This is a genomic window from Glaciimonas sp. OK215 (genome assembly GCF_057787885.1).
The window spans coordinates 5,238,407-5,258,940 of record NZ_CM173544.1; the positions used below are offsets into that span (position 1 = coordinate 5,238,407).

Genomic DNA, 20,534 nt, shown 5'->3' on the forward strand with positions numbered 1-20,534 from the left:
GCAATAAAAAAGCGACGTTAACGTCGCTTTTTTATTGCAAGAATTGCATATCGCATCACTGCACGCGTTTATCGTGCTCAATCAGCGCATAGGCCGAGTGGTTATGAATCGACTCAAAGTTTTCTGCTTCCAGGACATAGGCCACGATACGTGGTTCCGCGTTCAATGCCACCGCCACGTCACGCACCAGGTCTTCAACAAATTTAGGATTGTCGTAAGCGCGTTCGGTGACATATTTTTCGTCCGGACGCTTCAGCAAGCCGAACAGTTCGCACGATGCCTGGGCTTCGATACGGGCAATCAGTTCATCGACCAGAATCTCGCCGTCCAGCACCGCATTCACCGTGATGTGTGAACGCTGGTTATGCGCACCATACGCCGAAATCTGTTTCGAGCATGGGCACAAGCTGGTCACCGGCACCAGCACTTTCAAGGTCACTTCCAGCACGCCGTGCCGGATGTCACCGGTCAGGCCGACTTCGTAATCCATCAGGCTCTGCACGCCGGAGACTGGCGCGGTCTTGTTGATGAAATAAGGGAAGGTCAGTTCGATACGACCCGATTCTGCGTCCAGCAGGCTGACCATCTTGCGCATCAAGTCGCCAAACGCGCTGACATCCAACGCGCCTTCCAGGCCGTCCAGCAGCGCGATAAAACGCGACATGTGGGTGCCCTTCTGCTGTTCCGGGAGATGCACATACATATTCCAGCTGCCGACGGTCGACAATGGCGCAGCAGCGGTCTTGACCGTTACCGGATAACGCACCGCTTTGACGCCAACGCGCTGTATCGCAAGATGTCGGGTATCAAGCGTGCTTTGCACATCGGGAATCGTCAGATTGCGGTCGCGGGTATTCATGTATGGGTTACCTGTTGAGTAAAATTGCGTAAAGGCTGCCGCAGCAGCCTTTATATTTGACGGATGTTGATTGCAGTGTGGCCGATGTATCGCCGGGAACCCCGCGGCATGCGGAGTTGTGCTTAGTTCTGATTCACCACCAAACGGGGCGCATCGTTACCAAAACGCTGGCGGATGCTCGCTGCAATACCTTCTGCATTCAATCCGCACATCGCCAGCAGTTGCGTGACATCGCCGTGATCGATAAATCGGTCCGGCAAGCCCAAATTCAAGAGCGGCTTGACACATCCCGCGGCGGCCAGCGCTTCTGCCACTGCGGCACCCGCACCGCCCATGATGGAACCCTCTTCGACCGTGACCAGGGCGTCATGGGTTTTTGCCAGTTCAAGCAACAACTCAACATCCAGCGGTTTGACAAAGCGCATGTTGGCGACGCTGGCGTTCAAGGAAGCAGCCGCGCCCAGACTTGGCGCCAGCATGGTGCCAAAGGCCAGAATCGCAATGCCCTTGCCTTGACGGCGCATTTCGCCTTTGCCAAACGGCAGCGCGGTAAGTGCCTTGTCGATCACGGCACCGACCCCGACGCCACGCGGATAGCGCACGGCAGCCGGTCCTGCGTATTGGTAGGCGGTAGTCAACATCCGACGGCATTCATTTTCATCGGAGGCCGCCATCACCACCATATTCGGGATGCAGCGCAAATAGGCGATGTCGTAATTGCCGGCATGGGTGGCGCCATCCGCACCGACCAGGCCGGCACGATCCAGCGCGAACGTCACATCCAGGTTTTGCAACGCAACGTCGTGTATCAGCTGATCGTAGGCACGCTGCAAGAAGGTCGAGTAAATCGCCACGACCGGCTTCAAGCCTTCGCAGGCGAGACCGGCCGCAAAGGTCACTGCGTGCTGTTCGGCGATGCCGACGTCGTAGTAACGGGCGGGGAAACGCTGCTCAAACTCCACCAGGCCGGAACCGCCGGCCATCGCCGGCGTGATGCCGATCAGCTTATCGTCCTGCGCCGCCATGTCGCACAACCAGTCGCTAAACACCTGGGTGTAGGTCATCTTGCTGGAAGTCGCGGGCTTGATGCCTTCGGCCGGATTGAATTTTCCCGGGCCGTGATACAGCACCGGATCAGCCTCCGCCAGCTTGTAGCCCTGTCCTTTTTTGGTCACCACATGCAGGAATTGTGGGCCTTTCAGATGCTTCAGGTTTTGCAGCGTCGGAATCAGCGATTCCAGATCATGACCATCAATCGGGCCGATATAGTTAAAACCCAATTCCTCAAACATGGTGGCAGGCACCACCATGCCCTTGGCGTGTTCTTCAAAGCGCTTGGCCAATTGCAACACGGGTGCCGGCAGCATCGACTTACCGACGTTCTTGGCCTTGGCGTAAAACTGGCCGGACATCAAACGCGCCAGATAACGATTCAACGCACCGACCGGTGGCGAGATCGACATATCGTTGTCATTCAGAATCACCAGCAAATTGATATCGTCATACACCCCGGCGTTGTTCATCGCTTCGAACACCATCCCGGCGGTCATGGCGCCATCGCCAATCACAGCAATCGCGTGACGATCGGTTTCACCTTTGGTCCTGGCTGCCAGCGCCATCCCGAGTGCCGCCGAAATCGAGGTCGACGAGTGCGCCGTGCCAAACGTATCGTACTCACTTTCATCACGTCGAGGAAAGCCGGAAATACCTTCAAACTGGCGCAAGGTATTCATCTGGTCGCGACGACCCGTCAGAATTTTGTGCGGGTAGGTTTGATGACCGACGTCCCAGACCACCCGGTCTTCGGGTGTATTAAAAACGTAGTGCAGCGCGATTGTCAGCTCGACGGTACCCAGATTCGACGACAAATGACCGCCGGTTTTCGACACCGAATCGATGACGAATTCGCGTAATTCATCCGCCAGCGGCCTCAGTTGCGCACGTGTCAGTCGGCGCAAGTCGGCCGGGCTATTGATGTTGTTAAGTAATTTCATGAGGCTTAAGCTTTCCGCTGCACGATCAGGTCTGCCAATTCACGCAGACGACGTGCCTTGTCTCCAAAGGGCGCAACTGCCAGGTGGGCGTCGTTGCGCAATTTTTCCGCCAATGCCTGCGATTCCGGCAAGCCCAGGATCGAAACATAAGTCGGTTTATTATCCGCGGCGTCTTTGCCCGCTGTCTTGCCTAGCGTAGCCGAATCGGCAGTCGCGTCAAGGATATCGTCGACCACCTGAAACGCCAATCCAATCGCCGTGCCATACGCTTCCAGCGACTGCGTTTCTGCCGCTGACAATGTCTTGCCGCTGATGGCTCCCAGCAGCACCGAAGCACGCAATAATGCGCCGGTTTTCAGCCTGTGCATCAATTCCAGTTCATCTAGCGACAGATTCAGGCCAACGCTGGCCAGATCAATCGCCTGGCCGCCACACATGCCCAGCGATCCCGAAGCCTGCGCCAGCAAGCGCAACATGGCGATCTGGCGCAGCGGTTCGACACCGTCGGCGATGTCCGACAACACGATAAATGCCTGTGACTGCAAAGCGTCGCCAACCAGCAGCGCAGTGGCTTCGTCGTATTCCACATGCACGGTCGGCTTGCCGCGGCGCAACGCATCGTCGTCCATACACGGCATATCGTCATGCACCAGCGAATATGCATGAATCATTTCAACTGCCGCCGCCGCGCGTTGTAGCGTAGCGCTCGGCGCATCAAACAATTCGCCGGCAGCAAACGCCAGCAGCGGCCGCACCCGTTTACCGCCATCCAGCACCGCGTAGCGCATGGCCTGATGCAAACGCGTCGGAACACTGGTTTCCGCCGGCAAAAATGTTGCCAATGCGGTTTCCATGGTGGCTTGCACCTGGCGCATCCAGTCGCCAAACCCTGCCGCGTTATCCATGATGTGCTCTGCAACCACAGCCGTCATTCGTCGACTCCGTTATCTTGCCCCTTAGGCTGATCCTGAGCAGTCGCAAATGGCTTCAGCATGTCGCCCTCCAGCACTTTGACCTGACTGTCGACCTTGTCGAGCTGTACTGCACAAAATTTAACCAGTTCCGAGCCGCGTTTATAGGCGGCAACGGACGCTTCCAGCGGCAACTCGCCGGCTTCCATCTGGGCGACAAGTTGCTCCAATTCAGCCATTGCCTGTTCAAATGAGGCCGGACGAGTGGCAGAGAGTGCGTTCTTTGGCATAGTTGTATAGAACCTGTTCAATATATTCTTGCCCTCATCAGCCGCTGCCGTGCATACTCGGCACCTGATTGACTGAAGTCAATTCCGGATCCGGCGCTGCGGTTGGCATCGACTGATTGCGGGTCAGCAAAGCTGAGGCCAAAGAAACTGACCAGCCTCTTAAAAGTTTAGTCCGCTATTTTAGTGCAAACAGCTATAACTCGTTGAATTTCTAGGTATTTAGCATCTAATTTATAGTCAAACCCCAAAAAAATGCATACAGATATGGCATAATCGCGGGTTCTGTCCAAAATTTCCGTTTCATATTACTTGAACACAGGTTTTTGCGGATTCTTTCTCTCTTAGGTTGGTGCAGATTAATTTGGGGACGGGAATGTCCGATCTGGCTACTTTTGCCAAGCTGGCGCGGTCCGACGCGCAACTTCCGGTCAACGTCTATTTTGACGAAACGCTGTTAAAACGTGAAATCCATCAACTATTTCAGAATGGCCCGCGTTACGCCGGCCATGAATTGATGGTGCCCAATGTCGGCGATTACGCCGCACTGGCGTCGGAAAACGAAGGTCGCATGTTAGTGCGCAATCCCGAGGGGATAGCACTGATTTCCAACGTCTGTCGTCATCGCCAGGCGAAAATGTTTGACGGTCGCGGCAACGCGCGTAACATCGTCTGTCCGCTGCATCGCTGGACTTACGACCTGAAGGGTGAATTGATCGGTGCGCCGCATTTCGGTGAAACGCCGTGTATGAACCTGTCTACGACACCGTTGCAAAACTGGAATGGCCTGCTGTTCGAGCAAAATGGCTTCAATGTCAGCGAAAAACTGAACCGGCTGGGTGTTACCAAAGACCTCGATTTCAGCAATTATCTATTCGACCACGTCGAAGTCCATGAGTGCGATTACAACTGGAAAACCTTTATTGAGGTTTATCTGGAGGATTATCACGTCGAACCGTTTCATCCGGGCCTGGGCAGCTTCGTTAGTTGCGACGATCTCAAGTGGGAATTCGGCAAGGATTACAGCGTACAGACGGTCGGCGTGAATCACGGCCTGGCGAAATCCGGCTCGCCGACCTACCGGAAATGGCAAGAACAGGTTCTCAAATTCAGCAATGGCCAACCGCCGAAATTTGGCGCAATCTGGCTGACGCTCTATCCGAACATCATGGTCGAATGGTATCCGCACGTGCTGGTCGTATCGACTTTGTGGCCGCGCGGCCCGCAAAAAACCACGAATGTGGTCGAATTCTACTATCCGGAAGAAATTGCCTTATTTGAACGCGAAATGGTCGAAGCCGAGCGCGCCGCGTACATGGAAACCTGCGTCGAAGACGACGAAATCGCGCTGCGCATGGATGCCGGTCGCCGCATTCTGATGGCGCGCGGCACCAGTGAAGTCGGGCCGTATCAATCGCCGATGGAAGATGGCATGCAACATTTCCATGAGTGGTATCGCGGCCAGATACCACTGCAGGAACAAAACGTTAGCTAGAGATACAATTGCACATCGCCGTCTAACGGGAATCCTCCAGACAGACGGCGATTTTTGAAGAGACCGACGCCTTGTATTTCAGGTCAGTTGTCCTCTCAGCTCTCCTATTAATTGCCCTTAACCACACCAACCACTTTCCCCCATGCAATCACTCTGGATGCTGGTCGCCAGCTTCATGTTTTCCATCATGGGGGTATGCGTCAAGCTGGCCTCCGAACAATACTCAATCCCGGAAATCGTTGTCAGCCGCGGCCTGGTCGGCATGCTATTCATCGTCATCATGATACGCATCAACGGCGGCACATTAAAAACGCCGTTACCGCGACAGCATATCTGGCGCGGCGTCGTCGGCGTATGCTCGCTATGGCTCTGGTATTACTCGTTCAGCCTGCTGCCGATCGCCACCGCCACCACACTCAATTACACCTCGTCGATCTGGCTTGCCGTGATGCTGTTTATCGGTATCTGGTGGCGTGGCGGCAAGCGCTTTGAATGGCGGCTGGCTACCACCATTGCATTAAGTTTTGCCGGTGTCGGACTATTGCTGCGGCCCTCAATCGACGCCAATCAAACGCTGGGCGGCATCGTTGCCCTGATTTCCGGTTTGATTGCTGCATTGGCCTATTTGCAGGTGAGGCAACTGGGCAAACTGGGAGAGCCCGAATACCGTGTGGTGTTTTATTTTTCGGGCACCTGTGCCGCTGCCGGCCTGCTCGGCAGCATCCTTTTTTACGGCGGCACCGTGCCACTCTGGCATGCGCATAGCGCCAAAGGCGTGGCATTGCTGGTGATACTGAGTCTGTCCGCCACCGTCGCGCAAATAGCGATGACCCGCGCTTACCGCCTCGGCAATGCCCTGCTCAGCGCCAATCTGCAATATGCCGGCATCATATTTTCAAGTATCTGGGGCATCGTAATCTGGCACGATCAACTCGGCTGGCTGGGATGGCTGGGCATCGGCGTGATCATTCTCGGCGGCTTGCTGGCAACGTTCTATAATCAACGGCAAGCGCGGCCAGTGCGTCCGGCAGAACCGATTGCCGAGATCGCGAGCTAAAATACAATCGTAATACCGCTACAGACACGAACAACAGGAGATTGCCATGCCCAACAAACATCCTCACACCACCCTGATTTCAGCTGCCAATCTGCTGCAAAATGCGCAACAACCGAACTGGGTCATCGTCGACTGCCGGCACGACCTGGCCGACCCGGACGCCGGTCGCGCAGCGTACGATGCCGGGCATATTCCGCTGGCCCGCTTTGCTGATCTCGATCGGGATTTGTCCGGCCCCAAGCAAGCTGCCGATGGCACGTTCAAAGGCCGCCATCCGCTGCCGCAACAGGATGCCCTGATCGCCACATTGCGACGCTGGGGCATTAACGATGACACCCAGGTAATTGCTTACGATGCGCATGGCGGCATGTTTGCAGCCCGTCTGTGGTGGCTGCTGCGTTCCATCGGCCATGCGTCAGTCGCGGTGCTGGATGGCGGACTGGCGACCTGGCTGGCGCAGGGGCAAGCGCTGTCGACCACCGAGCCGACAGTCGCGGCCGGCAATATCAGCGTCAAACCGACATTGGTCGCCAGCGTTGATGCGCATGATGTCCTGCACAACCTGACCAACCCGAAACGCACCTTGGTTGATGCCCGTGCGCCGGATCGCTTTCGCGGAGAAAACGAAACCCTGGACCCGGTCGGCGGGCACATTCCCGGCGCCAAAAATCGGTTCTTCAAAGACAACCTGCAAGCCGATGCCCGCTTCAAACCAGGTCACCAGTTGCACGAAGAATTCAACGAAATCATTAGCCAGTCACAGACTGCGGTGATGCAATGCGGCTCCGGCGTAACGGCTTGTCATAATTTGCTGGCACTGGAAATCGCCGGGCTGCATGGCGCGGCGCTGTATCCGGGATCGTGGAGCGAATGGTGCTCGGACCCTAGCCGACCAGTGGCTACCGGCGCGTAAAATACTGCACGACCGTCATCCCGGTTTGCAACCGCGCGGTATTGCGGGCGTTAGCCGTGGTGATGGGCGTGCTGGACGCCGGGGCAAGCTCCAGCCATACATAATCGATAAACATCAAATAGATAGCGTCGTGCTATTTTTTTATCCGACTGTCACTTCACCCACGGGCCGCTGCAATGGCTAGCCGGTCCGCACTCTCCTCAATCAACTCACCCCATGCTGCTTAAACCAGGCCAGCGTGCGCTTCCAGCCATCCTTGGCATCCGCTTCGACGTAACTGGGACGATAGTCCGCATTAAATGCGTGGCCCGAATTTGGATACACTACAAATGTCGATTTGCTGCTGCCTTTGGCCAACGCCGCCTTCATTTGCTGAATGCTGTCCTGCGGGATGCCGTCGTCCTTGCCGCCGTACAAGCCCAACACCGGCACTTTCAATGCCGCTGCAATATCGATGGGCTGCTGTGGATTCAGCGCACTCTTGTCGCCGACCAAACGGCCATACCAGGCAACCCCGGCTTTCACTTTCGGATTGTGCCCGCAATATAGCCAGGTAATCCGGCCACCCCAGCAAAATCCAGTGACGCCCAGCTTATCGACGTTGCCGCCGTTTTCTTTGGCCCAAGCCACGCAAGCATCCAGGTCGCCGATCACCTGATCGTCCGGCACCTGCGAAACCACCACTTTCACCAGTTCCGCGATCGAGGCGAAAGCTGCCGGATTTCCCTGACGAATAAACAAATCGGGCGCGATCGCCAGATAGCCAAGCTTGGCAAAACGACGCGCGATGTCTGCGATATGTTCATGCACACCGAAAATTTCCGAGATCACCAGCACCACCGGCAGATTGCGCTTGCCTTCCGGCTGCGCCCGATACACCGGCACCGTCAGGCCATTCATTTGCACCTCAACTGAGCCAGCGGTAAGGCCAACCGTATCTGTCTTGATCACGGTCTGCGCCGAAACCGGCAAGACCGCAGCAGCAAAACCGGTACCCAAGGCAGCCTTGATAAAAGTACGGCGATCAACATCGTCGGACAAGCGGGTCTTTCCGACCAGACTATCGAAATCATCGTTCAGGTTCTGCATCAGGACTCTCCTCAAAAAGCGGTTAAAACACTCCGATTGACATCTATCTCAGTGGTTCCCGGTCATTACAATAAGGCTAATGTGCCTCATCCCAATTCTTGCCAACCCCGACTTCGGCAATCAACGGCACCCGTAACGTTGCGACACCAGCCATCAGTTGCGGCAATTTTTCGCGCACTAACGCCAGTTCATCTTGCGGCACTTCCAGCACCAATTCATCGTGTACCTGCATCACCATTTTGGATTTCAGCTGCTGCGCTTCGAGCCAATCCTGGACGGCGATCATCGACAATTTAATCAAGTCGGCGGCAGTGCCCTGCATTGGCGCATTAATCGCGGCGCGCTCCGCACCCTGGCGGCGCGGACCGTTGGGCGAATTGATTTCCGGCAGCCACAAGCGGCGCCCAAACACGGTTTCGACATAACCTTGCGCCTTGGCTTGCAAACGCGTGTCATCCATAAACTGTTTGACGCCCGAGAAGCGCATGAAATATTTCTCGATATACATCTGTGCCGCCGCACGCTCGATGCCAAGATTGCCGGCCAGCCCGAACGCGCTCATGCCGTAGATCAAACCGAAGTTAATCACCTTGGCATAGCGGCGCTGCTCGCTGCTCACATCCGGCGGTGCGACGCCAAAAATTTCAGCGGCAGTGGCGCGGTGAATATCTTCGCCATCGGCAAACGCGCGCAGCATGTTTTCGTCGCCTGAAATATGCGCCATGATGCGCAGCTCGATTTGCGAATAATCGGCAGATACGATCACGCTATTCTCAGGTGCGACGAAGGCTTCGCGTATGCGCCGGCCTTCGGCGGTGCGGATCGGAATGTTTTGCAAATTCGGGTCGTTGGATGCCAAACGTCCGGTGACCGCCACCGCCTGCGCGTAGTTGGTATGCACGCGTCCGGTGGACTGGTTGACCATCTTCGGCAACTTGTCGGTGTAGGTCGACTTCAGTTTCGACAGGCTGCGATAGTCGAGCAAAATCTTTGGCAACGGATAATCTTCCGCCAGCTTTTGCAATACTTCCTCATCGGTCGACGGTGCGCCGGACGGGGTTTTTTTGACAATCGGCAGTTGCAGCTTTTCGAAGAAAATTTCGCCTAACTGTTTCGGTGAATTCAGGTTGAATGGCTGACCTGCCAACGTATAGGCCTGCTGCTCGATTTCGAGCATGCGCTTGCCTAATTCATGCGATTGCGCCGCCAGTAAACCGGCATCGATCAGGACACCGTTACGCTCGATTTTTTGCAATACAACTGCGGTCGGCACTTCGACTTTTTCGTAAATAAAGCGCAGCTTGTCATCCCCTTCTATATGCGGCCACATGCTCTGATGCAGGCGCAATGTGACGTCGGCATCTTCAGCCGCATAGTCGGTGGCACGACCGATGTCGACTTCATCGAAACAGATCTGCGATGCGCCCTTACCGCAGACGTCCTGAAAAGTGATGGTTTTATGGCCAAGATGGCGCAACGCCATGCTGTCCATGTCATGCGGCCGGTGCGATTCGAACACATACGATTCCAGCATGGTGTCGTGCACGATGCCGCGCAACGTCACGCCTTGATTGGCAAAAATATGGCTATCGTATTTCAGATTCTGCCCCAGCTTTGGCTTGTCAGGATCTTCCAGCCATGACTTCATTTTGGCCAGCACGACATCGCGCGACAACTGCTGCGGGCTGTCCTGCGAGCGATGCGCCACCGGAATATAAGCAGCGCTACCGGCTACGCAACACAGCGAAATACCGACCAGTTGCGCGGTCATTGGATCGAGTGAGGTGGTTTCGGTATCGACCGAGGTCAACTGCGCAGCGTCAATCAGCGCCAGCCACCGATCAAGTTGCTGTTCGGTCGATACCGTTTCGTAATGCGTCTGCACATCAGGAAACAAACTGCTTTGCGCCTCTGGCATTGCGCTGCTGACGGCTTCCGCTTGCGCAGGGCCATTCGGCTTTCCGGCACTGGCAGTCGCCGTCGCATCAGCGCTCAACTCGCGCAGCCAAGTCTTGAAATTGTAACGGGTATAGATTTCGATCAATGCGTCTTTATCTTGCGGCAACACCGCCAGCGACTCCGGAAATGACGCCATGTGTGCGCTCAGATCGCAATCGGTCTTGACGGTGACCAGCGCTTTCGCCTGCGGCAGCCAGTCGACCGCCTTGCGCAGGTTTTCACCGACTGCACCGCCGATGCTGGCAGCATTCGCGATGACTTGATCCACCGTATCGTATTGCGCCAGCCACTTGACCGCAGTCTTCGGACCAACCTTGGCAACACCGGGAATATTGTCGACGGTATCGCCGATCAAGGTCAGATAATCGACGATGCGCTCCGGTGGCACGCCGAACTTGGCGACCACGCCGGGCGGATCGAGCCGCTCGTTGTTCATCGTGTTGATCAGCGTCACATGCTGATTCACCAACTGTGCCAGATCCTTGTCGCCGGTCGAAACCACCGCCTCCATGCCGTGGGCGACCGCCTGTACCGTCAAGGTACCGATCACATCGTCGGCTTCGACCCCATCCACCATCAGTATCGGCCAGCCCATGGCGCGCACGGCAGCGTGAATAGGCGTAATCTGTTTAACTAAATCCTCCGGCATCGAAGCGCGTGTGGCCTTGTAATCGGCATACATATCATCGCGAAATGTTTTCCCTTTTGCATCGAACACACAGGCAATGTAAGCTGCGGGGTAGTCGAGTCGCAAACGGCGGAGCATATTTAAGATGCCATACAACGCGCCGGTTGGCTCGTTGGCGGCATTGCGCATGTCGGGCAGCGCATGAAAGGCCCGATAGAGATAACTGGAACCATCAACTAACAGCAGGGTTTTTTGCATATGGAATCGAACGGAAAAAATGTGCCGCGGTTGCGGCAAGTGACGGACATCGAACGCGCCACCTCTAAGAAGGCGCGCGAATCATGGCATATGTTCACGATTATGGCAGAATTTATCGAGTCGACCGAACGCCTGTCGGAGTTGCACCCGGCAATCTCGATCTTCGGCTCGGCACGAATTAAAGAGGACAACCCGTATTACGCTTTATGCGCCGACATCGCGCGCCGCTTTTCCGATGCCGGCTTCGCTGTCATTTCAGGTGGCGGGCCAGGCTTGATGGAGGCTGCCAACAAAGGCGCTTTTGAAGGTAAATCACCGTCCATCGGTCTGAACATTGAACTCCCGCATGAACAAAGCAGCAATAAATGGCAGGATATCTCCTTGAGTTTCCGTCACTTTTTTGCGCGCAAGGTTGCCTTCGTGCGTCATGCGGATGCCTACATCGTGCTACCCGGCGGCTTCGGCACGATGGATGAGCTGACTGAAGTCCTGACACTGATCCAAACCGGCAAGTGTCGGCATATTCCTATCATTCTGGTCGGCAGCACGTTCTGGGCCGGCCTGCTGGACTGGTTCCGCACACAATTGGTCACCACCGGCATGATCGCGGAAAAAGACCTGGATCTGATTCAGGTAATTGATGATCCTGCGCTGATTGTCGATGCCGTCTTTGACTTTTATGACAAAGGTGAAACATCGCTGGCCGATTCCGTGGAGCGGCATACCGGCGCATTGTTGTAATTATTAACCGGCAAGGGCCCAAGACCGACATCTTGTGCCTATCGCCGCAGCCGGTTTGCTACAATGGGGCAATTGCATTTAGCTAGTTATTTTTCAACTGGTTTTATACCTTCGCTCAACTACGGCATCCAAAAACCATGAACAACTCCAAAGTCTGGCAAGTCGCAACGCTATGTATTGCAGCGGCTGCCGCGATTGCAGCGCCATTTGTGCAGGCACAGCAGCCGGCAAATGCGCCAAAAGCAGGAAATCTCGCCCCGCCGCCGCCAGAAATGGAAAAACTGGAGGAAGGGGAAGCGCCGGCGATTACGATACGCAAGAACGAGAACAAACCTGAAGAAGCCATCACACAGCAGCGTCAGCAAGGCGTCGTTACCGACGTCAAGGTGCATAGCGGCGGCAGCACTTATCACATCAGACCCAACAGGCAAGTTGGCACTTCCGTGCCCGGCGATATTCCTGGCGCCCCCGCCAATGGTGCGCAGTGGGTAGTGAAGGAATTCGACTGGGGCCAAAAGAAGGAAAAGCCGGCAAAGCCCGGCCAGGCACAGGCTGCTGATACCAAGACAGCGCCGCCGACAGTGCCAGCCAATCAAAACTAATTTTTCCGCTTTTTGTGGCGATACAGCAAAGATGCGGTGCATAGACCGATACGTCGTGTCTTTGCACCGCATCCTTACAACTAGCGCGTCATTTCGACTTTACTCCGAACTCTCATTTTTGAATTTTTCTCATGGCAGTATTTACTCCGGTTAGCCTGGATGACCTCAGTCACTGGCTTTCGCAATTCCCTCTAGGCAAAGCACTGGCGATCAAGGGCATTTCGTCCGGTATCGAAAACAGCAATTTCTTCATCGACACCGAAGCCGGCGAATACGTGCTGACGGTCTTTGAAAAGCTAACATTCGAACAATTGCCGTTTTACCTTGAACTGATGCGCCATCTGGCCCAACGCGGCGTTGCAGTGCCGGCCCCGATTGCTAATCGGCAAGGCGCGATCATCAACGCGCTACACGGAAAACCCGCAGCTATCGTGAGCAAACTGGCAGGCGAATCCCAAATGTCGCCGACACCCGTGCATTGTCGCGAAGTTGGTGCGATGCTGGCAAAAATGCATCTGGCAGCCCAGGACTTTTCCATCCGCCAGCCAAATTTGCGCGGCCTCTCATGGTGGCGTGAAACGACACCGGTCGTGTTACCGTTTTTGCCTGAAGAGACCAGGCAACTGCTACGCTCCGAAATGCAGTTTCAGGAAGCATTCGCGGCCTCTCAAACTTATCAAAACCTGCCCAATGGACCGGTTCACGCCGATCTGTTCCGCAACAATGTGATGTTTGACGGTGACCGGCTATCGGGTTTCTTCGATTTTTATTTTGCCGGATGCGACACCTGGCTGTTCGATCTCGCCGTCACCGTCAACGATTGGTGTATCGATGTCGATACGGGCGAACTCGACGTCGCCCGGGTAACTGCAATGCTGGATGGTTACCGCGCAGTTCAACCGTTCAGCAGCGATGCGCAAATCGCCTGGCAACCCATGTTGCGCGCTGCCGCATTGCGCTTCTGGCTATCCCGGCTGTATGACTTTTATTTACCACGCGCAGCAGAAATGCTGACGCCGCACGATCCTACCCACTTTGAACGGATTTTGCGACAACGCATAGCTCACCCGGCTCCGGCCCTGTTCTGAATATAATGGAAAAATTGCCTGCAAAAACCGGCTGGATCTGGGTAAAAGAAGGCTTTGCGCTGTTCCGCAAACAACCCGCCGAAATTTCTACTCTGTTCCTCGCCTACATGTTCCTGATGCTGGCCGTCGGGATTGTACCGGTGCTGGGTCAGTTGCTGCCGCTGATTCTGGTACCGGTATTTTCGATGGCATTCATGCAGGCCTGCGTCCAGATAGAGCAAAAAAAACGCGTCTTCCCAAGCGTACTGCTGACTGGATTTCGTTCGCCGGCATTGAAGAATTTATTGGTACTTGGCTGCTTGTATCTGCTGGCCGCAATCATCGCCATTGCGGCGTCGGCGCTGATTGACGGCGGCGTCTTCTGGCAAGCGATGACGGGCCAGATTCCGCTCGACGCCAAAACTGCGCAAGAATCCAACATGTCGCTGGCGATGATGTTTTCTGCTGCGGTGTATGTGCCGTTTGCCATGGCATTCTGGTATGCAGCCCCACTGATTACCTGGCAAAAAATGGGGGTATTGAAGGCGGTCTTTTACAGCTTCTTCGCGGTCCAGCGCGAAACCAAGGCGTTCCTGGTATATGGACTGGCGTGGATCATTTTCGGCGTATTGCTGCCGGCAATCGTCAGTGTGCTGGTGGCGCTGTTGGTAGGCAGTGCATCGATTACGCTCATGGTGCTGCTGCCGCTGTCGATCGTGCTGACGGTGGTGATGTACTGCTCGTTTTATCCAACCTACACGCACGTATTTGGCAAGCCTGAAGTGGCTGACGTGGCGGAATAGCAAGTTTTCAGAACACGTTACTCCCCGCTGATCCGGGGCGTAACGCGCATTCAGGAAAACCGGCCGACCTAAACCTTCTCCAGCTTGGCGATAGTCAAATCCAGTAATTTCATCCCGTGCTTGCCAAAGTTGATATGCGCGCGGGCGTTGCCGCCGCTGCCTTCGATGTTAACGATCACGCCTTCACCGAATTTTTGATGGGCGACATTTTCGCCGATGCGCCAGCCGATATCCTTCTTGGCGAATTTTTTAGCGATGTTATTCGCACCATTCTGCGGCTCGTCGGCCCAAGCCGCTTTTGGATGCGCGAACCAGTTATGTTGCTGCGCTTGTATTTTGGTTGACAGCCACTTGAGCGCCTCCTCCGGCAACTCGTCGAAAAAACGCGAGCGCAGGTTGTAACGCGTCTGACCATGCAGCATCCGTGTCTGCGAAAAACTCATGTACAAGCGCTTCTTGGCACGCGTGATGGCGACGTACATCAGACGCCGTTCCTCTTCAACGCCGGCATCTTCCTTCTGCGAATTTTCGTGCGGGAACAAACCTTCTTCCAGACCGGTGATGAACACCGCATCGAATTCCAGACCCTTGGATGAATGGACCGTCATCAGTTGCAATGCGTCCTGTCCGGTCTTGGCCTGATTGTCGCCCGCCTCCAGAGAGGCGTGTGACAGGAACGCTGACAGCGGCGACATGATGGTCGCCAGTTGGGCGTCGGCGTCAATGATTTCGATACCGTCAGCAGTTGTGATCGAAGCGCCTGCCATCGCATCAGCCTTGGGACCAAGCAGTGCGGGTGCATCCTTCCCAAAACCCTCTTCCGAAACGAACAGGGTCGCAGCATTCACCAGCTGTTCCAGATTTTCGATCCGGTCGGCGCCCTCTCTTTCGCTACGGTAATGGGTGATCAGGCCGCTCATGTCGAGCATGATCTGGACCATCTCCGGCAACGGCAAATGCTGCGTCTCGAACCGTGCGCCTTCAATCAATTTGAGAAATGCACCGAGCGAAGCACCGGCCTTTCCCGCCACATACGGCACTGCCGCGTACAACGAAATGCCGTATTGACGCGCCGCATCCTGCAACTGCTCGAGCGAGCGAGCACCGATACCCCGGGTCGGGAAATTCACCACGCGTAAAAATGCCGAATCGTTGTGCGGGTTATCCATCAGTTGCAGATACGCGATCGCATGCTTGACTTCGGCGCGCTCAAAATAGCGTTGACCGCCGTACACCCGATACGGAATCCCGGCTGAAAACAGCGCATGTTCAATCACCCGCGATTGTGCATTGGAACGATACAGCACCGCAATTTCACTGCGCGCAGCGCCGTCGTTAATCAGGCTCTTGGTCTCGTCGATAATCCACTGCGCTTCCTGTAAATCGCTGGTCGCCTCGTAAATCCGTACCGGCTCACCGTGACCGGCGTCAGTACGCAGATTTTTACCGAGACGCTTGCTATTGTTGGCGATCAGGGTATTCGCGGTATCCAGAATATGGCCATGCGAGCGATAATTTTGCTCCAGCTTGATCAGGTTTTCGACATGGAATTCACGCTCGAAGGCGCCCATGTTGCCTACATTGGCGCCACGAAATGCGTAAATACTTTGATCGTCGTCACCGACCGCAAACACGGCGCCATTCTGCCCGGCCATCAATTTCAGCCATTTGTATTGCAGGTCGTTGGTATCCTGAAATTCGTCCACCAGGATATGTTTAAAGCGGGCCTGATAATGTTCGCGTAACGGCTGGTTGCGGCTCATCAATTCGTAGGTACGCAATAGCAACTCGGCGAAATCGACCACGCCTTCGCGCTGGCATTGCTGGTCGTACAACTCATACAACTCGACAAACTTGCGGTTGTACTCGTCGTTGGCGTCGACCTCATTGGCACGCAAACCCTGATCTTTGGCGCCATTGATAAAGTACATCAAATTGCGCGGCGGATATTTGTCATCATCGACATTCAACGATTTCAGCAAGCGCTTGATCGCCGATAGCTGGTCTTGCGAATCCAGAATCTGAAATGTCGACGCCAGGCCGGCGTCCTTATGATGCGCACGCAACAGGCGATTGCACAATCCGTGGAAAGTCCCGATCCACATCCCGCGTGTATTGATCGGCAACATCGCCGATAACCGCGTCATCATCTCCTTGGCTGCCTTGTTGGTAAAAGTGACAGCCAGCACGCCGGATGGCGATACTTGTCCGGTTTGAATCAGCCAGGCGATACGGGTGGTCAACACGCGCGTCTTGCCCGATCCGGCGCCGGCAAGAATCAGCGCTGCCTGTGCGGGTAAGGTAACTGCTGCGAGTTGTTCGGGATTGAGGTTATGAAGGAGATTTTGCATCCCGCCATTATAAGCCTCGCAGCTACCCAACCGCCGCAGATACGGCCTCGGCAAGCAATGATTCCGCCTGAAGCGTAAAATGCTGCACTGCACTAGCAATTAGCAACAGCGCTGCCGGTCCCACTCAAAAATACATTACGTTGTCTATCATGCCCGAACAAGCCCGCCTGGAACGCGTTGCCCCGCCCGTTTCGCAGAGCGCTATTACTTTTCATATTGTCTCTACCGCTTTTTTCACTTTCCTCTGCTATCTGACCATCGGCCTGCCGCTGGCAGTGTTGCCCGGTTATGTCCACGTCGACCTCGGCTACAGCTCGGTGCTGGCCGGACTTGCCATCAGTGTGCAATATCTGGCGACCATGCTGAGCCGTGCCCACGCCGGGCGTATCGCCGATTCGGTCGGCCCCAAAACAGCGGTGCTGTATGGCTTGATGGGATGCGCTGTAAGCGGTGCCATTCTGATGGTCGCTGCCCTATTGACGCATATTCCGTGGCTTAGCCTGTGTGTGTTGATGATTGGCCGGCTGGTACTCGGTTCTGCCGAAAGCCTGGTCGGCACCGGTGCGATTACCTGGGGTATTGGGCGGGTCGGCGCCGAACATACCGCGCGCATGATTTCGTGGAATGGTATCGCTACCTATGGCGCACTGGCGGTGGGAGCGCCGCTTGGCGTCGTGATCGTCCATGCCTGGGGCTTACCGCTGGTGGGCGCGGCGGTAGTCGCGCTGGGGGTCATCGGCTATTGCCTGGCCCGCCTCAAACAGGCGACTGCCGTGATCAAAGGTGAGCATCTGCCGTTTCGCCATGTGTTGCGACGCGTGTTGCCGCACGGCCTCGGCCTGGCGCTAGGGTCGATCGGATTCGGCTCGATCGCTACCTTTATCACGCTGTTTTATGCCAGCCATCATTGGTCGAATGCCGCCTTTGCGCTGACCTTGTTTGGCAGCTTCTTTGTCGGCGCGCGCCTGATATTTGCCGGCATGATCGGCCGCTTCGGCGGGTTCCGGGTTGCGGTAGTCTGCTTTGCGGTTGAAGCGCTAGGACTGCTGCTGCTGGGATTTTCCACTGCCCCCTGGGTGGCGTTGTGTGGAGCGGCACTGACCGGGTTTGGCTTTGCACTGGTTTTCCCGGCGCTCGGCGTCGAAGCGGTACGCATAGTACCGCAGCATAATCGCGGCAGTGCCCTGGGTGCGTATTCGGTGTTTCTGGATGTCGCGCTCGGCATTACCGGGCCACTGGCCGGATTGATCGCCACTGCATTTGGTTATCCCGAAGTCTTCCTGTTCGCTGCGCTGGCAGCATTGGCCGGCGTCGCATTGACAATCGCGCTTTTTCGGCGCGCGGAGCAAGCGATGGGAAATATGTCGATCGAATAAATAGGCATCCGCCTTATTAGCCAGTTTTTCACTATTGCACAAATTGACATAAAATAGTCCGGCACCAGCCCCTTGGCAAATCCCATACTCACGGAAGGAATCATGCAATGGCAAAAACAGCTGCGAAGAAAAACGTCGCCGCAATCAACATCGGCATCAACGATAAAGATCGCAAGAAAATTGCAGATGGCCTCAGCAAATTACTGGCCGATACTTACACGCTGTATCTGAAAACCCATAACTTTCACTGGAATGTCACCGGGCCGATGTTCAATACATTGCACCTGATGTTTGAGGGGCAGTACAACGAACTGGCACTGGCCGTCGATCTGATTGCAGAACGCATCCGCGCACTCGGTTATCCGGCGCCAGGTTCGTATGCCGCATTTGCCAAGCTGTCGTCTATCGCCGAAGCAGAAGGTGTTCCAGGCGCCGCAGCGATGATTCAGCAACTGGTGGAAGGTCAGGAGTCCGTCACCCGTACCGCGCGTTCTATCTTCCCGGTGGTCGATGCGGCTTCGGACGAACCGACAGCTGACCTGCTGACGCAACGTATGCAACTGCATGAGAAAAATGCGTGGATGTTGCGCAGCTTGCTGGAAGGTTGATGTAAGCTTGCCGCCGATTGGCATTCAGTCGTAAAAAACGGTGCAGACAGCACCGTTTTTTTATGGCGACGCAGCCATTCGGCAGCAGCCCGTCTATTTTGCAAACAGATCGACAAACGCACGCGCTGCCGCAGCCGGATCTTGCGCCGAATAAACGCTGCTAATCGCCGCCACCATATCCGCGCCGGCAGCCACCAACGGCACTGCGTTCTGCTGCGTCATGCCACCGATCACCACATTCGGCAATGGAATCTCGACCTTGGCCGCCGTCACAATCGCCGGCTGCGTACTCACCTCGTACTGCTTCACCCGCGATGGATAAAACCCGCCAAAGGCAATATAGCTGGCGCCGGAACGGTAAGCCTGGTGCGCCAGTTCCATGCTGCCGTAGCAGGATGCGCCAACGATTTTGTCCGGACCGACCTTGGCACGCACCTCCGCCACGCCGGCATCGGTACCGCCGACATGAATGCCATCCGCATCCAGCGCCAGACACAACGCAACGTCATCATTGATGATGAACGGCCGCTGATAGCGACGGCACAGCGCCAGCAGTTGCTCAGCCTGTTGTTGACGTAGCGCCGCATCGGCAGTCTTGTGGCGATACTGCAACAACGCCGCACCACCCTGTAACGCCTGTTCGCTGACCGCCAGTAACATTGCCGTGTCATCCCAATCGGGCGTGACAATATACAGACCTTTCATGCGGCTATCTTTCATGCTTGTTCCTTCGTTTGCTGTAAAAATGGCAGCGTGCGATTGGGTATACGCTGACCATCGGCAATCGCATATGACGATGCGAGCGCCTGTTGGCAATACGTCTGCGCCGCCGCGATCGCCTGCTCCATCGCCATTCCCTGCGCCAGCAATGCCGACAGCGCAGCGGCCAAGGTACAACCGCTGCCATGAAATTCGCCCGCCAAGCGCGGCCAGCGCCAGCTGCGCTGTTGATCTTGGGTGTACCAACGATTCAACACATGATCCTGCTCCGGGCCATGCCCGCCCTTCAGCAGCACATGCTGACAACCGCGTGCCAGCAGATGTTGCGCCTGGAGGTCGGGATGTTGCTCATCACCGCAGATGCGGTTGGCTTCAATCCGATTCGGCGTAATCACCGTTGCTAGCGCAAACAACGGCGCAAGCGCAGCTATCGGATCTTCATTCGACAACGTATCGCCGGCACCATTGGCCAGCACCGGATCAAACACCACCGGCAAGTTCGACTGGCGCGTGCGCAAGTCTCGTATGATCGCGGCGATCACTTCAGCATTGGCGCGATTGCCGACAATACCGAGCTTGACCGCAGCAATCTCGATCCGGTCCACCAGTACCTGCGCCTGTTGACGTACCAGATCGGCAGCCACTGGATAAACCCCGAAGACACGCTGGTTATCCTGCACCGTCAGAACCGTCACTACCGACATCGGGTGCGCACCAAGTGCGGCGATCGCTGTGATGTCGGCTTGCAGGCCGGCACCACCGCTTGGGTCGGAGCCGGAAAATACCAGAACGCAGGGTGGCGTCATCCGCTTCGAC

At 55.8% G+C, this 20,534-nt stretch carries 18 protein-coding genes; 9 read left to right on the top strand and 9 right to left on the bottom strand.

Annotated features, from left to right (window positions below; genetic code table 11):
• Positions 1 to 55: 55 nt before the first annotated feature.
• The 4 genes from folE2 to AC3CHX_RS24105 form a co-directional block, all read right to left on the bottom strand.
• Positions 56 to 859 (bottom strand): GTP cyclohydrolase FolE2, encoded by an 804-nt coding sequence (folE2, locus tag AC3CHX_RS24090; protein WP_488630500.1) that lies wholly within the window; start codon positions 857 to 859, stop codon positions 56 to 58.
• 122 nt (positions 860 to 981) lie between these two features.
• A complete protein-coding gene (gene dxs / locus AC3CHX_RS24095; protein ID WP_488630501.1) occupies positions 982 to 2,853 on the bottom strand; it encodes a 1-deoxy-D-xylulose-5-phosphate synthase in 1,872 nt (623 codons plus the stop codon).
• A gap of 5 nt (positions 2,854 to 2,858) precedes the next feature.
• Positions 2,859 to 3,785, bottom strand: a complete 927-nt coding sequence (locus AC3CHX_RS24100) for a polyprenyl synthetase family protein (protein WP_488630502.1) — start codon at positions 3,783 to 3,785, stop codon at positions 2,859 to 2,861.
• Positions 3,782 to 4,054 (bottom strand): exodeoxyribonuclease VII small subunit, encoded by a 273-nt coding sequence (locus tag AC3CHX_RS24105; protein WP_488630503.1) that lies wholly within the window; start codon positions 4,052 to 4,054, stop codon positions 3,782 to 3,784. The genes AC3CHX_RS24100 and AC3CHX_RS24105 overlap by 4 nt, the downstream gene beginning before the upstream one ends.
• Before the next feature lie 373 nt (positions 4,055 to 4,427).
• On the opposite strand from AC3CHX_RS24105, the gene AC3CHX_RS24110 reads away from it, so the two are divergent.
• The 3 genes from AC3CHX_RS24110 to AC3CHX_RS24120 all read left to right on the top strand — a co-directional run bounded on the left by AC3CHX_RS24110 (position 4,428) and on the right by AC3CHX_RS24120 (position 7,516).
• Positions 4,428 to 5,546, top strand: a complete 1,119-nt coding sequence (locus tag AC3CHX_RS24110) for an aromatic ring-hydroxylating oxygenase subunit alpha (protein ID WP_488630504.1) — start codon at positions 4,428 to 4,430, stop codon at positions 5,544 to 5,546.
• A gap of 142 nt (positions 5,547 to 5,688) precedes the next feature.
• Entirely contained in the window at positions 5,689 to 6,603 is a 915-nt protein-coding gene (locus AC3CHX_RS24115; RefSeq protein WP_488630505.1) for a DMT family transporter, read from the top strand.
• A 46-nt stretch (positions 6,604 to 6,649) separates the two neighbouring features.
• Positions 6,650 to 7,516, top strand: a complete 867-nt coding sequence (locus tag AC3CHX_RS24120; RefSeq protein ID WP_488630506.1) for a sulfurtransferase — start codon at positions 6,650 to 6,652, stop codon at positions 7,514 to 7,516.
• Between the two features lie 204 nt (positions 7,517 to 7,720).
• Here AC3CHX_RS24120 and AC3CHX_RS24125 read toward each other — a convergent pair whose 3' ends face one another.
• Both AC3CHX_RS24125 and polA read right to left on the bottom strand, forming a co-directional pair.
• Entirely contained in the window at positions 7,721 to 8,605 is an 885-nt protein-coding gene (locus tag AC3CHX_RS24125; RefSeq protein ID WP_488630507.1) for a dienelactone hydrolase family protein, read from the bottom strand.
• 76 nt (positions 8,606 to 8,681) lie between these two features.
• Positions 8,682 to 11,450: a DNA polymerase I gene (polA, locus tag AC3CHX_RS24130; RefSeq protein ID WP_488630508.1), complete on the bottom strand. Its 2,769-nt coding sequence runs from the start codon at positions 11,448 to 11,450 to the stop codon at positions 8,682 to 8,684.
• On the opposite strand from polA, the gene AC3CHX_RS24135 reads away from it, so the two are divergent.
• The 4 genes from AC3CHX_RS24135 (at position 11,451) to AC3CHX_RS24150 (ending at position 14,663) form a co-directional block, all read left to right on the top strand.
• Positions 11,451 to 12,191, top strand: coding sequence for an LOG family protein (locus AC3CHX_RS24135; protein ID WP_488630509.1), 741 nt, complete (start codon positions 11,451 to 11,453; stop codon positions 12,189 to 12,191).
• Between the two features lie 137 nt (positions 12,192 to 12,328).
• The gene (locus AC3CHX_RS24140) at positions 12,329 to 12,793 is read left to right on the top strand and encodes a hypothetical protein (RefSeq protein WP_488630510.1); all 465 of its coding nucleotides are present in this window, start codon (positions 12,329 to 12,331) and stop codon (positions 12,791 to 12,793) included.
• Positions 12,794 to 12,924: 131 nt separating this feature from the next.
• Positions 12,925 to 13,881 (top strand): homoserine kinase, encoded by a 957-nt coding sequence (locus tag AC3CHX_RS24145; protein ID WP_488630511.1) that lies wholly within the window; start codon positions 12,925 to 12,927, stop codon positions 13,879 to 13,881.
• A gap of 5 nt (positions 13,882 to 13,886) precedes the next feature.
• Positions 13,887 to 14,663, top strand: a complete 777-nt coding sequence (locus AC3CHX_RS24150; protein WP_488630512.1) for a BPSS1780 family membrane protein — start codon at positions 13,887 to 13,889, stop codon at positions 14,661 to 14,663.
• Between the two features lie 68 nt (positions 14,664 to 14,731).
• On the opposite strand, the gene AC3CHX_RS24155 is transcribed toward AC3CHX_RS24150, so the two are convergent.
• Positions 14,732 to 17,014: a UvrD-helicase domain-containing protein gene (locus tag AC3CHX_RS24155; protein ID WP_488630513.1), complete on the bottom strand. Its 2,283-nt coding sequence runs from the start codon at positions 17,012 to 17,014 to the stop codon at positions 14,732 to 14,734.
• A 149-nt stretch (positions 17,015 to 17,163) separates the two neighbouring features.
• On the opposite strand from AC3CHX_RS24155, the gene AC3CHX_RS24160 reads away from it, so the two are divergent.
• A complete protein-coding gene (locus AC3CHX_RS24160) occupies positions 17,164 to 18,390 on the top strand; it encodes an MFS transporter (RefSeq protein WP_488630514.1) in 1,227 nt (408 codons plus the stop codon).
• Positions 18,391 to 18,497: 107 nt separating this feature from the next.
• A complete protein-coding gene (locus AC3CHX_RS24165; RefSeq protein WP_488630515.1) occupies positions 18,498 to 18,998 on the top strand; it encodes a Dps family protein in 501 nt (166 codons plus the stop codon).
• Positions 18,999 to 19,091: 93 nt separating this feature from the next.
• Here AC3CHX_RS24165 and thiE read toward each other — a convergent pair whose 3' ends face one another.
• Positions 19,092 to 19,703 (bottom strand): thiamine phosphate synthase, encoded by a 612-nt coding sequence (thiE, locus tag AC3CHX_RS24170; RefSeq protein ID WP_488644918.1) that lies wholly within the window; start codon positions 19,701 to 19,703, stop codon positions 19,092 to 19,094.
• Positions 19,704 to 19,714: 11 nt separating this feature from the next.
• Entirely contained in the window at positions 19,715 to 20,524 is an 810-nt protein-coding gene (thiD, locus tag AC3CHX_RS24175; protein WP_488644919.1) for a bifunctional hydroxymethylpyrimidine kinase/phosphomethylpyrimidine kinase, read from the bottom strand.
• Positions 20,525 to 20,534 lie beyond the last annotated feature (10 nt).

Excerpts from the sequence above, each read along its gene's own strand:
- folE2 (WP_488630500.1), bottom strand. The coding sequence starts at position 859 with ATGAATACCCGCGACCGCAATCTGACGATTCCCGATGTGCAAAGCACG.
- dxs (WP_488630501.1), bottom strand. The coding sequence starts at position 2,853 with ATGAAATTACTTAACAACATCAATAGCCCGGCCGACTTGCGCCGACTG.
- AC3CHX_RS24100 (WP_488630502.1), bottom strand. The coding sequence starts at position 3,785 with ATGACGGCTGTGGTTGCAGAGCACATCATGGATAACGCGGCAGGGTTT.
- AC3CHX_RS24105 (WP_488630503.1), bottom strand. The coding sequence starts at position 4,054 with ATGCCAAAGAACGCACTCTCTGCCACTCGTCCGGCCTCATTTGAACAG.
- AC3CHX_RS24110 (WP_488630504.1), top strand. The coding sequence starts at position 4,428 with ATGTCCGATCTGGCTACTTTTGCCAAGCTGGCGCGGTCCGACGCGCAA.
- AC3CHX_RS24115 (WP_488630505.1), top strand. The coding sequence starts at position 5,689 with ATGCAATCACTCTGGATGCTGGTCGCCAGCTTCATGTTTTCCATCATG.
- AC3CHX_RS24120 (WP_488630506.1), top strand. The coding sequence starts at position 6,650 with ATGCCCAACAAACATCCTCACACCACCCTGATTTCAGCTGCCAATCTG.
- AC3CHX_RS24125 (WP_488630507.1), bottom strand. The coding sequence starts at position 8,605 with ATGCAGAACCTGAACGATGATTTCGATAGTCTGGTCGGAAAGACCCGC.
- polA (WP_488630508.1), bottom strand. The coding sequence starts at position 11,450 with ATGCAAAAAACCCTGCTGTTAGTTGATGGTTCCAGTTATCTCTATCGG.
- AC3CHX_RS24135 (WP_488630509.1), top strand. The coding sequence starts at position 11,451 with ATGGAATCGAACGGAAAAAATGTGCCGCGGTTGCGGCAAGTGACGGAC.
- AC3CHX_RS24140 (WP_488630510.1), top strand. The coding sequence starts at position 12,329 with ATGAACAACTCCAAAGTCTGGCAAGTCGCAACGCTATGTATTGCAGCG.
- AC3CHX_RS24145 (WP_488630511.1), top strand. The coding sequence starts at position 12,925 with ATGGCAGTATTTACTCCGGTTAGCCTGGATGACCTCAGTCACTGGCTT.
- AC3CHX_RS24150 (WP_488630512.1), top strand. The coding sequence starts at position 13,887 with ATGGAAAAATTGCCTGCAAAAACCGGCTGGATCTGGGTAAAAGAAGGC.
- AC3CHX_RS24155 (WP_488630513.1), bottom strand. The coding sequence starts at position 17,014 with ATGCAAAATCTCCTTCATAACCTCAATCCCGAACAACTCGCAGCAGTT.
- AC3CHX_RS24160 (WP_488630514.1), top strand. The coding sequence starts at position 17,164 with ATGCCCGAACAAGCCCGCCTGGAACGCGTTGCCCCGCCCGTTTCGCAG.
- AC3CHX_RS24165 (WP_488630515.1), top strand. The coding sequence starts at position 18,498 with ATGGCAAAAACAGCTGCGAAGAAAAACGTCGCCGCAATCAACATCGGC.
- thiE (WP_488644918.1), bottom strand. The coding sequence starts at position 19,703 with ATGAAAGGTCTGTATATTGTCACGCCCGATTGGGATGACACGGCAATG.
- thiD (WP_488644919.1), bottom strand. The coding sequence starts at position 20,524 with ATGACGCCACCCTGCGTTCTGGTATTTTCCGGCTCCGACCCAAGCGGT.